The sequence below is a fragment of the uncultured Roseibium sp. genome, assembly GCF_947499295.1.
Taxonomy (GTDB): Bacteria; Pseudomonadota; Alphaproteobacteria; order Rhizobiales; family Stappiaceae; genus Roseibium.
Window position 1 is genome coordinate 1 of record NZ_CANMNP010000011.1, and the last position, 12,775, is coordinate 12,775.

At 55.6% G+C, this 12,775-nt stretch carries 13 protein-coding genes and 1 pseudogene; 10 read left to right on the forward strand and 4 right to left on the reverse strand.

The annotated features are described in order from the left end of the window. Positions 1 to 80: 80 nt before the first annotated feature. Positions 81 to 185: pseudogene (locus Q0835_RS17055) on the forward strand (alpha-ketoglutarate-dependent dioxygenase AlkB); the annotation flags it as partial. A gap of 21 nt (positions 186 to 206) precedes the next feature. Here the strand turns inward: Q0835_RS17055 and Q0835_RS17060 are convergent. Next, positions 207 to 647, reverse strand: a complete 441-nt coding sequence (locus Q0835_RS17060; protein WP_298963261.1) for an MAPEG family protein — start codon at positions 645 to 647, stop codon at positions 207 to 209. A gap of 114 nt (positions 648 to 761) precedes the next feature. Between Q0835_RS17060 and Q0835_RS17065 the strand changes: the two genes are divergently transcribed. Continuing rightward, positions 762 to 1,358 carry a TetR/AcrR family transcriptional regulator gene (locus tag Q0835_RS17065; protein WP_298818657.1) on the forward strand — a complete coding sequence of 199 codons (597 nt, stop codon included), beginning with the start codon at positions 762 to 764 and terminating at the stop codon, positions 1,356 to 1,358. A 3-nt stretch (positions 1,359 to 1,361) separates the two neighbouring features. Here the strand turns inward: Q0835_RS17065 and Q0835_RS17070 are convergent, their stop codons facing one another. Beyond that, positions 1,362 to 1,832, reverse strand: a complete 471-nt coding sequence (locus tag Q0835_RS17070) for an OsmC family protein (RefSeq protein WP_298818655.1) — start codon at positions 1,830 to 1,832, stop codon at positions 1,362 to 1,364. An 85-nt stretch (positions 1,833 to 1,917) separates the two neighbouring features. Here Q0835_RS17070 and Q0835_RS17075 point away from each other — a divergent pair, with 85 nt between their 5' ends. Beyond that, positions 1,918 to 2,553 carry a GntR family transcriptional regulator gene (locus tag Q0835_RS17075; RefSeq protein WP_298818653.1) on the forward strand — a complete coding sequence of 212 codons (636 nt, stop codon included), beginning with the start codon at positions 1,918 to 1,920 and terminating at the stop codon, positions 2,551 to 2,553. Between the two features lie 67 nt (positions 2,554 to 2,620). On the opposite strand, the gene ubiB is transcribed toward Q0835_RS17075, so the two are convergent. Beyond that, positions 2,621 to 4,201, reverse strand: a complete 1,581-nt coding sequence (gene ubiB / locus Q0835_RS17080) for a 2-polyprenylphenol 6-hydroxylase (RefSeq protein ID WP_298818651.1) — start codon at positions 4,199 to 4,201, stop codon at positions 2,621 to 2,623. Positions 4,202 to 4,204: 3 nt separating this feature from the next. After that, positions 4,205 to 4,954 (reverse strand): bifunctional demethylmenaquinone methyltransferase/2-methoxy-6-polyprenyl-1,4-benzoquinol methylase UbiE, encoded by a 750-nt coding sequence (gene ubiE / locus Q0835_RS17085; RefSeq protein WP_298819140.1) that lies wholly within the window; start codon positions 4,952 to 4,954, stop codon positions 4,205 to 4,207. Between the two features lie 312 nt (positions 4,955 to 5,266). Between ubiE and mutM the strand changes: the two genes are divergently transcribed. The 7 genes from mutM to recF all read left to right on the forward strand — a co-directional run bounded on the left by mutM (position 5,267) and on the right by recF (position 12,705). Then, complete coding sequence (gene mutM, locus Q0835_RS17090; RefSeq protein ID WP_298963263.1) at positions 5,267 to 6,160, forward strand: bifunctional DNA-formamidopyrimidine glycosylase/DNA-(apurinic or apyrimidinic site) lyase; 894 nt, start codon at positions 5,267 to 5,269, stop codon at positions 6,158 to 6,160. 128 nt (positions 6,161 to 6,288) lie between these two features. Continuing rightward, positions 6,289 to 7,062, forward strand: coding sequence for an enoyl-CoA hydratase (locus Q0835_RS17095; protein ID WP_298963264.1), 774 nt, complete (start codon positions 6,289 to 6,291; stop codon positions 7,060 to 7,062). A 176-nt stretch (positions 7,063 to 7,238) separates the two neighbouring features. Next, positions 7,239 to 7,505 carry a 30S ribosomal protein S20 gene (gene rpsT, locus Q0835_RS17100; RefSeq protein ID WP_152504040.1) on the forward strand — a complete coding sequence of 89 codons (267 nt, stop codon included), beginning with the start codon at positions 7,239 to 7,241 and terminating at the stop codon, positions 7,503 to 7,505. A 645-nt stretch (positions 7,506 to 8,150) separates the two neighbouring features. Next, positions 8,151 to 8,591, forward strand: a complete 441-nt coding sequence (locus tag Q0835_RS17105; protein ID WP_298818639.1) for a rhodanese-like domain-containing protein — start codon at positions 8,151 to 8,153, stop codon at positions 8,589 to 8,591. A gap of 153 nt (positions 8,592 to 8,744) precedes the next feature. After that, positions 8,745 to 10,220, forward strand: coding sequence for a chromosomal replication initiator protein DnaA (gene dnaA / locus Q0835_RS17110; protein ID WP_298819138.1), 1,476 nt, complete (start codon positions 8,745 to 8,747; stop codon positions 10,218 to 10,220). Between the two features lie 188 nt (positions 10,221 to 10,408). Further along, complete coding sequence (gene dnaN / locus Q0835_RS17115) at positions 10,409 to 11,527, forward strand: DNA polymerase III subunit beta (protein ID WP_298963266.1); 1,119 nt, start codon at positions 10,409 to 10,411, stop codon at positions 11,525 to 11,527. 38 nt (positions 11,528 to 11,565) lie between these two features. Beyond that, positions 11,566 to 12,705, forward strand: coding sequence for a DNA replication/repair protein RecF (gene recF / locus Q0835_RS17120; RefSeq protein ID WP_298963271.1), 1,140 nt, complete (start codon positions 11,566 to 11,568; stop codon positions 12,703 to 12,705). Positions 12,706 to 12,775 lie beyond the last annotated feature (70 nt).

Sequence of the window (12,775 nt, forward strand, 5' to 3'; positions counted from 1 at the left end):
CCCGTGTAAAACCTGTCCCATAGTGCATCCTTCCATTCGGGAGAAAAGACTGCACCATCAAAATCTGGGATCAAACAGCTAGGCTCGTCTTTCATGGAATCGATCGGGTTTTGAGCGGAACATCGAGCCTTCTGAAAACCGGGGGCCGGATCAACCTGACGCTTCGGCGCGTCACCGCCGGTTGAGCAGACTGCCAGCTTCAGGCGTCAATACAGCGCGATCAAAGCAGCCACTGCGATCACGATATTCGCCAGTAGGCAGACCACGAATGCAATCGTGCGGGGTCCGCCAGCGACTCTGCCGACGCCGGCGTAATAAACGCCCCAAAACAATAGACGTGCAGCCAGGTAAATACCTGCAGCCACATTCACCAGCAACGGTGACACGCCGGCTATGATCGCAATCAGGACGGCAGCCAGAAAGGCCGGAAAGCTCTCAGCTGAGTTCTGATAGGTTCGAACCGCCCGAAAACTCAGTTTCGTATGGTCATACTGCAGCGGCATGCCAGGGATCTGTTCCTCTTTGGCAAATGCGAGCGGAGCTGTCAGGAAGTTCTGGATCAACACGATCAAGGATAGTGCGGCGACAATTGTCAAACCCGGCCTATAGGCATTGAGGAAGGGAGCAGCTTCAAAGAGATTTTCCATTTTTCTATCCGAATTCTTTCAACAGGATCTGCCTTTTTTGCCAGCAATCAATTTATGTTAAAGAACATTTTTTGGTCCCTGATATTCTTTCCAGATCAGGTCCGGGAGACAGCCTTGCCTTACGCCCCAGAGCACAAAACCAAAACGCGCAAACGCATCGTTGAATGCGCGCGTATTCTCTTCAACCGCCATGGCTTCTCAGAAGTCTCGATCGATACCGTCATGGCCGAAGCCGGCCTTACCAGGGGCGGTTTCTACAATCACTTCAAGAACAAGGACGAGCTTTATGCGGAAGCCGTGGCGTCCTTCCTGAACGGGCGTGGCAAAACCTGGCGCGACGAAGCCGGTGTCGACCCGGTCAATGGTGGACCACAGACGGTTAGGGACATGATTGAAAGCTACCTTTCGACCAAGCATCTCGGCGACGTGGAAGGACAATGCCCGATGATCGCACTGCCATCCGACGTCGCCCGGGCGACGCCTGAAGTTCAGTCCGCGTATGAGGCCCTGCTGCGGGCAATGATCTGGCTGTTTGAAAACAATCTGCCTGAAGCCCCTGCCAAAAGAGACAAGGCCATTGGACTGGCGGCTTTGTGCGTCGGCGGCATGGTGTTGTCCCGGACAATTGACGACGACACTCTTGCAGAAGAAATCCGCAACGTTTCGAAGTCGCTTGCTCTGCAACAGCTGGAGACCGGTGAGCGCCCCTGATGTTCACTGCTCCCGATATGTCGCCTCATAGCTGACCGGAAATGCAACTGAACGGGCGATGTAGCAATATTTGTGAATTTCGCGGTGGATCGCGTCAGCTTCTTTCAGGTTCGTGCCCATGGGCACCACGATCTTCGGTCTCAAAGTTGCCTGCAAAAACCGGCCTGCACCATTTTTTTCGGTCTCTCCAAAACCCAGAGGAAAGTCCTCATAAGCGCTCACGGCAATGCCGGCGTTGCTTGCCAGATGCAGATACCAGAGCATGTGGCAGCTTGCGAGCGCCGATAAAAGCAGATCTTCCGGGTTGTGAAGCTCCGGGTTTCCACCAAGCAACGGGTCATTGGCACAAGACACCGCAGGCTTGCCCGGTGTCCTGATTTCCCAGGTTCGTTCGTATCCACGATAGGTGTTCGTGCCGGTCCCCAAGTTCCCGGTCCAGACAATTTTCGACGTGTATTGGTGGTTGGTTGCCATCTCGCTCTCCAAAATGTATACATTTATACATTCTTGAATTTAAAATTTGTCAAGTCCATGATGAGGCCGATCAGAGGAAGGTTTCATGTCCGCAGAGCACATTGCAGCCACGCTGGAAACTGAAATTGTCGAAGGCCGCTTCCGGCCTGGCGAAGAACTCAAGCAGGGTGAAATCGCAAAACGATTTGCAATCAGCCGGATCCCGGTTAGAGACGCTCTCCAACTCTTGGCCTCTCGTGGAATGATCAGCCTCGTCCCCAATCGGAGAGCGCGGGTGATCAGTCTGGAACCGGCCGAAATTTCAGAGATTTACGACCTGAGGGTGCTGCTGGAAACAGACTGTCTGTGCCGTGCAATCAATCTGATGACGGAAGCCGACCTGAACGCGATTGAAATCGCATTCGCTCACTCGTCGATTGATGCGGGCACAAACCGGTGGGCTGACGGCGACTGGGCCTTTCACCAAAGTCTCTATCTACCTGCGGACAGGCCGCGGCAATTGAAGATGATTGAAGAGCTTCGACGGACATGCCGCATTCATATTTCCGGATACGGTGTACTGCCGGCACAGACCAAAGACTGGCTGAAAGATCATGAAGACATCTTGTCAGCTGTCCGCAATCGCGACAAAACCATCGCACAAGGCATCCTGAAACGGCACATAAACGATGCCTGCACGGTGTTGTTGTCCGCTTGGCCTAACCAGAACAACAGTTCTTAGCTGCAAACGGACCCAGTCCAGGCATCGTATGTTCTACTGCTTGTACGGTATGACGCTGCCAAAGCGATCAGAAGGCCTGATAGGTCAAAAGCAGCGCGCAGACGGCAATCACCCAAAGAGCAATTCGTCCAGACCGCGTGTGCCTTGCTTCTGCCTTGCCGATTGCTTCCGCAGTTTCTTCATCGAACCGAAGACCACTGTTGGTCATTTTTTCAAGTTCAGCAGACATGCGACCAATGCGGTCGGCAAACAAGGGCATGTCGTTTGCGACCCGTGCCAGTGCGGACAATGCGTCGCCCGCGTCCCGGAACTTACCAACGGGTCCAAGATTTTCTGCGATCCAGCTGCCAACAACAGGTTCAGCCGTCCGCCACATATCAAGATTGGGGTTCAAGGACCTGGCAACACCTTCGACTACGACCATGGTTTTCTGCAACATGATCAATTGGGTCTGGGTGCGCATTTCAAACAGGTCGGTCACTTCAAACAGCTGCGTCAGAAGCCTGGCCATGGATATCTCGCTGGCATCGTGACCGTGGATCGGCTCCCCAATCGCACGGATCGCCTGTGCAAACATGTCAACGTCCTGATGGGCCGGCACATATCCGGCCTCAAAGTGCACTTCGGCAACCCGCTTGTAGTTTCGAGTGATGAAACCGAACAGGATCTCGGCCAAAAAACGGCGTTCACGCTTGTTGAGCCGGCCAGTGATGCCAAAATCGACCGCGACAAGCGTTCCGTCTGGTTCGACGAAAAGATTGCCCTGGTGCATGTCCGCGTGAAAAAACCCGTCTCGCAGCGTGTGCCGGAGAAAGCTCTGAATGACTGACGCACCCAGAGCCTCCAGATCGTGTCCGTCTTCACGAAGGCCATCAACATCGGACATTTTCCGGCCATCGATCCACTCAAGCGTCAAAACACCCTTGGATGTGTGAAGCCATTCCACACTTGGCACCCGGAAACCCGCGTCATTCGCGATGTTTTCTGCCATTTCCGATAGTGCGGCAGCTTCGAGCCTGAAATCCATTTCCATGGCGACGGATTGCGCGAGCGTATCGACCACCGCAACGGGACGAAGCCGACGCGAAGGCGGATGGAACCGCTCCGCGAGGCGGGCGACCAGGTAGTAACTTTCCAGATCTCTTTGAAATCTTCGGGCAACACCCGGGCGCAAAACCTTGACGGCGACCTTTCGGTCCAGCCCGTCCTTGCCCCTGATGACGGCCGGATGCACCTGAGCGATGGATGCCGCTGCAACGGCTTCGCCAAATTCGACAAAAATCTCGTCTACAGGTCGATCAAGCTGTTCTGAAATTGCCCGCCGTGCTGCCTCATGTTCGAACGCAGGCAGCCGGTCCTGCAGTGCAGATAATTCACGCGCGGCATCTTTTCCCACGACATCGGCCCGTGTTGCCAGGAACTGGCCAAGCTTCACGTAGGAAGGTCCCAACCGATTGAGAGCGTCTGAAAGGCGCAGGTCTGCACTCTTGTCTTTGACCGCGCGACGTTCCAACAAGCGGGCAATCGCGATCCCGAAGCGCGGTCCTGCTGGAAGGTCCGGCAGATGGACGAGGCTGAACACACCTTCGCGCGCCATCACGAAACCGGCCCGCACTAGGCGGAATAGGGACATTACCGGAAACGCCATCAATCAGAATTTCCAACCGGAATGCAGCGCGGCAATGCCGCCGGAATAATTGCGATAGGTGACCCGTTCAAATCCTGCTTCCCGAACCATCTCCGCGAACCGCTCCTGACTGGGAAACTTGCGGATGGACTCTACCAGATACTGATAGGGGTCTCCGTCACCCGTCACCCATTTGCCCATGACAGGGATCGCCTTGAAAGAAAAGGTGTCATAGGCTTTGTCCAGAAGGGGCACATCGACTTCGGAAAATTCCAGGCAAAGAAAGCGGCCGCCGCGCTTCAGAACGCGCCGCGCCTCCCTCAGTGCTTTCGGGATGTCCGGCACATTTCGGATGCCGAAGGCAATCGTATAAGCGTCGAAACTCTTGTCAGGGAATGGCAGGTCTTCAGCGTTTCCCTGGCTAAAGGTGATCAATCTTGAAAGCCCGGCTTTCGCGGCTCTGTCACGGCCGACACCGAGCATGGATTCATTAATGTCGCAGACCACTGCCGAAACCGTTTCAGCCGACCGGTTGACGACACGTGTCGCTATATCGCCTGTGCCGCCTGCAACATCCAATAGCTGCCAGCCTGATTTGTCAGTCCTTGGCGGCGCAAGGAAAGAGACCATCGCATCTTTCCAAACCCGGTGCATCCCGCCGGACATCATGTCGTTCATCAGGTCATAACGGTCAGCTACCTTGTGAAATACATCGTCCACAAGCGCCTGTTTGCTACCCTCGGCCACCTTTGTGAAACCGAAACTGGTCGGCATGTCCTCCGGAGTCCGGTCCGAAGCTCCGCTGCGTGCCTGTTGCGTCATGAATGCGTCTCCAAGATCAACCTGTTCAGCCTCAGCTTACCGGTTGACCACCGTTCCTGTTCTTGAACAGATCAGCCCGCTCTTTCGCGAACTGCCGTTGTTCTGGCGGATCACAAATCCATTTAAGGTCTTCAAAGTGCGCCGGAACATAGTACAAGCACCGCCCGAGCGCTATCTTTGCCGGCCTTGGACGCCATATGCCGCAGGCCAGTGTGAGATTGTCAGACCTCTTAGCGCGCAACCGAAGCGGAGACCAGTCTTCAGATGCCTGAATTGCCGGAAGTTGAAACCGTCAAACGCGGTCTGTCGCCCGCATTCGAAGGAGCCACGCTGCGAAAGGTTGAGCAAAACCGCCCAGATCTTCGTTTTCCGTTTCCAGAAAATTTCACCAGCCGGCTGACGGGAAAACGGGTCACCGCCCTGTCCCGCCGATCCAAATATCTGCTTGCTGATATCGACAGTGGAGATGTCCTGGTCATGCATCTTGGTATGTCAGGGTCTTTTCGGATCGAAGCTGATCACAACGAAAGTGCACCGGGTGCATTTGTTCACGCCCGCAGCAAGGACACCAAGCACGATCACGTGGTCTTTCACCTTGAAACCACCACCGGAGAACGCCCGCGCATCATATACAATGATCCGCGCCGCTTTGGTTTCATGGACCTCGTGCCACGAGCCACGCTATCTGCGCATCCACTTTTCAGGGACCTTGGACTGGAGCCTCTGGGCAATCAACTGAGCGCGGAAACACTTGCCGGTCTATTCGAAGGTCGGAAATCGCCTTTAAAAGCCGCTCTGTTGAACCAGAAGCTGATCGCTGGTCTTGGCAATATATATGTGTGTGAAGCACTTTGGCGCAGTGGCCTGAGCCCGGAACGCTCCGCCGGGAGCCTGGTGACGAAATCAAGAAAGCCGACAAAAAAGGCGATCGCACTTGCGGCCAACATCCGGGAAACACTCGAAGACGCCATCAAGGCCGGCGGCTCTTCCTTGCGGGACCACACCCAGGCTGATGGAACGCTTGGCTATTTTCAGCATTCCTTTGCGGTCTATGGCCGCGAAAACGAAAGCTGCCGGACGCCGGGCTGCAGCGGCACTGTTGCACGGCTCGTGCAATCAAACCGCTCGACCTTTTATTGCCCTCATTGCCAGACCTGACAGTCCGGCCTCTATCCCTTCGGCCAAACTTGCCAGACACGCCTCGTGTCGGTTAGGCATGAGCCGTAAGTTTGACAAATCCGAGGAGCCGTACATGACGGCAACCTCCGGCCTTGGGAGCGCATACTATGGGATACGAGAACATCCGCGTTGAAAAGCGCGGCAAAGTAGGCCTGATCACTCTGGACCGGCCGGAAGCCCTGAATGCGCTCAATTCAGCGCTGGTTGCAGAGCTTTGCACAGCCCTCGACAGTTTCGACGAAGACGAGCGTATCGGCTGTGTTGTCATCACAGGTTCGGAGAAGGCTTTTGCGGCTGGCGCAGACATCAAGGAAATGCAGCCTCACAACTTCGCTTCCGCCTACCAGACCGATCTGATCACGCCATTTGACTGCGTCTCGCGGAACCGGAAGCCAATCATCGCTGCGGTTGCCGGCTATGCGCTGGGCGGCGGCTGCGAACTGGCCATGCTCTGCGATTTCATCATCGCTGCCGATACCGCAAAGTTCGGCCAGCCGGAGATTACTCTTGGCGTCATCCCCGGGGCAGGTGGTACACAGCGCCTGACGCGGTTCGTCGGCAAGTCAAAGGCTATGGAGATGGTTTTGACAGGTCGCATGATGGATGCAGAAGAAGCAGAACGCAGCGGCCTGGTCAGCCGTATCGTTCCTGCCGATGACCTTCTGGAGGAAGTCCTGAAGGCCGCTGAGAAAATCGCCGACTTCTCGCTTCCTGTCGTCATGATGGCAAAGGAAAGTGTCGACCGGGCGTATGAAACAACACTTTCTGAAGGGGTCCGGTTCGAGCGACGGGTCTTCCAGGCGCTTTTTGCCCTTGAGGACCAGAACGAGGGCATGAGCGCCTTTACGGAGAAACGGTCCCCGCAATTCAGGAACAAATAATCTTCCGTGTATCAACGACAAAGCCGTTGACGACAAGCGCAAGCGCCATTATAAGCAGCGCCCAATCGGTGGCGGACTTTCGCCGCCGTTGTTTTTTGATCGGGTCTTACCGGCTTTGAAGCCTTGGTCCGATCGCCACCGGACCCTAGTCCCCATTACCGATCAGGATTGAGCCAATGGCCAACACACCATCGGCCAAGAAGGCGGCCCGCAAGATTGCCCGCCGGACGGCCACCAACAAAGACCGCAGAAGCCGTGTTCGCACGTACCTGCGTAAAGTTGAAGAAGCAATCGCTTCTGGCGATCAGAGCGCAGCAAACGACGCTTTCAAGGCAGCCCAGCCGGAAATCATGCGCGCAGCGTCCAAAGGCGTGATGCATGCAAACACGGCATCCCGGAAAGTTTCCCGCCTCAACGCCCGCATCAAGGCACTTGGCGCCTAATTTTTCCGTGAAATCAACGCTCAGAAGACCCGGCCACAGTGCCGGGTTTTTTTTAGCCATGCAATTTTGTGGATGACAGAAATAGGCCCGTTTCAGGTTCACAACCTTCAAAAATACGCCATATGAGAGTGTCAAAAATTATCTATGTTTTTCAATATCTTACAGGTATGTAGGATCTAAGCGGTGAGATCAAACCGGATTCGATACGAGTCAAGGTATCTGTTCCGAAATTTTTTTTGAAATCGCTGTTTTTCATTTGCGACAAGGCAGCTCAGAGCAAAAAGTCATTGCGGTAAAAAGCATTTGCTCCTTTGCACACAGGGAGCGGAAATTCGGTAACGCAGGGGCAGAAACCGGCATCTGCCAAGAAACGTATTAACCCGCTGTTGCCCCGCAAGGCGCTGTCTGTATATTAACAACACGGCTGGCGGCAAAGACCAGCGATTAACCTAAAACTAGTGCTTGGAAAAACAATGTATAAGTCAAACAGAAATATAGCTGAGCACACGTCATATAGGCTGGGAAGCGAATACATTAACGCGTTCAGTCTTTACGGCGCTTAGCGAAATTTAGACTAATACTCCTTCCGAAAATACTAATAAGCAAATTATAACCGATGGCGCAAAGCTATCGAAGGGGGCGTCTGTGCAACTTGAGGGTGGTTACGCAGGAAATTTCAGCGCGAAGGAGGCTTTTCAGCAGCTCTCCGAACAACAGGACGCGGTGCTTGTTGACGTGCGCACACAAGCGGAATGGGCCTTTGTCGGCATCCCCGATTTGCGCCCGATCGGCAAGGAACCTGTATTGGCGGAATGGCAAAGTTTTCCGTCGAGCGGACCAAATCCGGATTTCGCGTCGACTGTTTCAAACCAGTTGGTCAAAAAAGGACTTGACCAAAGCGCTCCGATCTATTTTCTGTGCCGCTCCGGCGCACGGAGCCAAGCAGCTGCAATTGCGCTGACTCAGGCCGGTTACACGCACTGCTACAATATCTCTGATGGATTTGAGGGGCCGCTGGACGCAGACCGTCATCGCGGCACACAGGCCGGCTGGAAAGCTGCCGGGCTGCCTTGGATTCAGAATTAGTTTCCCGCATTCAAGACGGGGCGGCGGCTGGAGTATATCCACCGCCAAACGAATAACCGTCCCAAAAGGGACATCATAATGCTGCAAAAGCAGCGAGGCGGCGAAGAATGGCTGTGGCGGACCGTTCTTCACAAAGTACAGGAGGCAGATGACATGCAGGTTCAGGAGGCAGGTGGCTCCGAACATTGGAAAAGGGTCAAAAAACAGCTTCGCGCGGAATTGGGCGATGATGTTTTTACGAGCTGGTTTGCTCGTGTCGACCTTGAGGAACATCAGGACGGCACTGTACGCCTGTCCGTTCCGACTCGATTTCTTAAACAGTGGATCCAGAACAATTATAATGATCGGCTCATGGGTCTTTGGCAGCGCGAATGTGATAACGTTCACCGAATTGAGCTGACTGTTCGTGGCGCTATTCGGCCACGCCAGACACCGACAAACAAAGCCAGTCTTGCGGGCCCTTCGGGTGCCAAGCCTGTAACAGTCGACACCAGAAACGACGGTTTGGGCGATGCCGCGCAGGTCACGCGCGCTCAGGCAGCAACTGCGGCCCTTGGCAGGGGCGATGCCGGCGGCGACAGCGCAAGAGACGTCCTGCAAGGGGCAGCACTCGACCCCAAATACACATTCGACACGTTTGTTGAAGGCGAATCCAACAATCTCGCACTTGCTGCAGCCCGTCAGGTTGCATCCGGCGGCGCCGTCACCTTCAACCCGCTCTATCTACATGCGTCCGTAGGTTTGGGAAAAACTCACCTGATGCAGGCAGTCGCCGCGAAGGCACGCGCCAGCGGACGGAAGGTGCTTTACCTCACTGCCGAACACTTCATGTACAAATTTGTGGCCGCGCTCAAATCCCAGTCAGCACTTGCCTTCAAGGACACGCTGCGGACAATTGACCTCCTCCTGATCGACGATATGCAATTCCTTCACGGCAAACAGGTACAGCAGGAATTCTGCCACACGCTGAATGCCCTGATCGACGGCGCACGTCAGGTAATTGTCGCTGCGGATCGTGCGCCGTCTGAACTCGACACACTTGATGACCGCGTCCGTTCGCGTCTCTCCGGCGGCCTGGTTGTCGGCATACAGGAGCCTGACTTCACGCTTCGCCGGAACATCCTGACTGCCCGTGTCGAAACTGCGCAGAAAGCCTACCCGCAATTCGCCGTGCCGGAAACTGTTCTGGACTACGTTGCCCGGCATGTCGCCTCTTCAGGCCGTGATCTGGAAGGTGCTCTGAACCGGCTCATTGCGCATAACCAGCTCACCAACCAGCCGATTACGCAGGAAATGGCCGAGATGACATTGCGTGATCTGGTCCGCTCCAGCGAACCGCGCCGGGTCAAGATCGAAGACATCCAGCGCGTCGTCTCCAAGCATTACAATGTGACCAAGGCTGACTTGCTGTCGGCACGCCGAACCCGCACCATCGTGCGTCCGCGTCAGATAGCTATGTATCTTGCGAAAGTGATGACCCCGCGTTCACTGCCTGAAATCGGTCGCCGGTTCGGCAACCGGGACCACACAACAGTGCTGCACGCAGTGCGCAAAATCGAAGAAATGGCCAGAGCTGATTATGCTTTAGCGCAGGAGCTTGAATTGCTCAAGCGCATGTTGGATGCCTGATACAATCAGCGCGCCGACCTGAGCTCGAAAATAACAGGTTTTCTAGCATTTTGAGGGCGCTCCAAAGGGGCGCCCTCTTGCTTTTGAGAGCGGTTAAGGGCAGTGTCTTTCCCCCGCTCCATAACGGAGCCCCAAATCCAGTTCGCCAGGCTAATTCGCCTGGCTTTTCATGAGTACGGAACGAGTGAATGAAAGCGACCCTCGAGCGGACCGACCTCCTCAAGTCCTTGACCCATGTTCATCGGGTGGTTGAGCGCCGGAACACCATTCCCATCCTGTCGAATGTTCTCTTGCGGGCCGATGGTGGCGCGATCAATCTCAAAGCAACCGATCTTGACCTCGAAATCGTCGAAACGGTTCCCGCAATGATCGAATTGCCAGGCGCGACCACTGTGCCGGCACATATGTTTTACGATATCGTGCGCAAGCTGCCGGAAGGGTCGCAAGTCGTCCTGGAAACCACCAGCGACAATGCCACATTGGAAATACGGGCCGGCCGCTCGAAATTCACGCTGCAGATGCTGCCGGAAACGGATTTCCCTGACCTTACCGCCGGTGATTTCAGCCATGGATTCACGTTGTCAGCCTCTGACATTCGCAAGTTGATCGACACTACGCAGTTCGCCATTTCGACCGAGGAAACGCGCTACTATCTGAACGGGATCTACCTGCACACGGTGGACGCTGCCAACGGCCAGCAGTTCCGTGCGGTTGCGACAGACGGTCACCGCCTTGCGCAGGCCGAAGTGTCGGCTCCATCAGGATCGTCCGGAATGCCCGGCATTATCGTGCCGCGTAAGACGGTTGGCGAGATCCAGAAGCTTCTTGAAGAGCCGGAAGCCGACGTACAGATCGAACTGTCGGACACCAAGATTCGCGCAACGACGGGATCCGTCGTACTGACATCCAAGCTGATCGATGGCACTTTCCCGGATTATGGCCGGGTCATTCCGCAGGGAAATGACAAGGAGATGCGCGTCGACAGGGACGAATTCAAGGAAGCTGTCGATCGTGTGTCGACTATCTCCTCAGAACGAGGACGCGCCGTCAAGCTGTCGCTCGGCGACGGTCGCATGGTTCTGACTGTCAACAACCCGGATTCCGGCAGCGCGACTGAGGAACTGGCCGTCGAGTATGATGCCGAGGATATGGAAATCGGCTTCAACTCACGCTATCTCCTTGATATAGCTAATCAATTAAGCAGCGACACAGCTCTGTTCCGGCTGGCCGATTCCGGATCTCCGACACTTATCCAGGACAATACGGTTGATGACTGCCTGTTTGTGCTGATGCCGATGCGGGTCTGACGAGAACCTCCGGCAGTTGAAAAGGCGGACGTTGGATCATGACTGAGTTCAGGACGGCGCAGCTGACCCGCCTGTCCTTGACCGGCTTCCGCAACTACGCCGCACTTTCCATTGATATCTCGGCCAAGCTCGTCACGTTCGTCGGTGCCAACGGCGCCGGTAAAACCAACATTCTGGAAGCTATCTCCTTTTTAACCGCCGGACGGGGCCTCAGGCGCGCGACCCTGGCTGACGTCGCCCAAAAGGGCGGAGAGGGCAGCTGGAGTGTTGCCGCAACCGTCATGCTGGATGGTCTGGAGACGAAAATCGGCACGGGGCTCGCAGCGGGTACACCGGGCCGGAAAGTGCGCATCGATGGCGAGGAAGTCCGAGGTTCGGAAAGCCTTCTTGATTACATGCGCGTGCTCTGGCTTGTCCCAAGCATGGACGGCCTTTTTACCGGACCTGGATCGGACAGACGCCGGTTTCTGGACCGCCTCACACTGGCCATCGATCCGTCTCACGGACGACGCGTCGCCGATTTCGAAAATGCACTTCGTCAACGAAACCGGTTGCTGGATCAGGGCGGAGGTGACGCCTTTCTGACCGCCTTGGAGCAACAGGTTGCCGAACTCGGAACCGCTGTTGCGATCGCGCGCGGGGAAACTGTCGGGCTGCTAAGCCAGATGATTGCCGAGCAAGTCGCCCAGGCGTTACCCTTTCCGCATGCATCGGTCGCATTGGAGGGAGCGTTTGAAGCAGAGATGCTGGGATTGAGCGCCTCGGACCGGGAGGATCATTACCGCCAGATGCTCAAAGACGGACGCCCACGTGACCGAGCTGCCGGACGCACATTGAACGGGCCTCACCTGAGTGACCTGAAAGTCTTTCATGCCACAAAGAAAATGCCGGCTGCGCAATCCTCCACCGGCGAACAGAAGGCGCTGCTGATCGGACTGGTACTGGCGCATGCGGAGCTGACTGCAAAAGTGTCCGGCATGACACCCGTTCTTCTGCTCGATGAGATTGCCGCGCACCTTGATCCCGGCCGCCGATCTTCGCTATTCCAGAAGCTGAATTCACTTGGCGGACAGGTTTTCATGACAGGGACTGACAGTGCCCTTTTTGAAGCCTTGCCCGGAGATGCGCACGTGTTTGAGATCGAGGATGGCAAGAGCCGCCTTTGCAGCCCCAGGTGACCCCTTAAATCCGCCTGAATCTTATGGTTTTCCACCATAATCCCTTCGCTGGCTTGCTGACGGGCCGCAC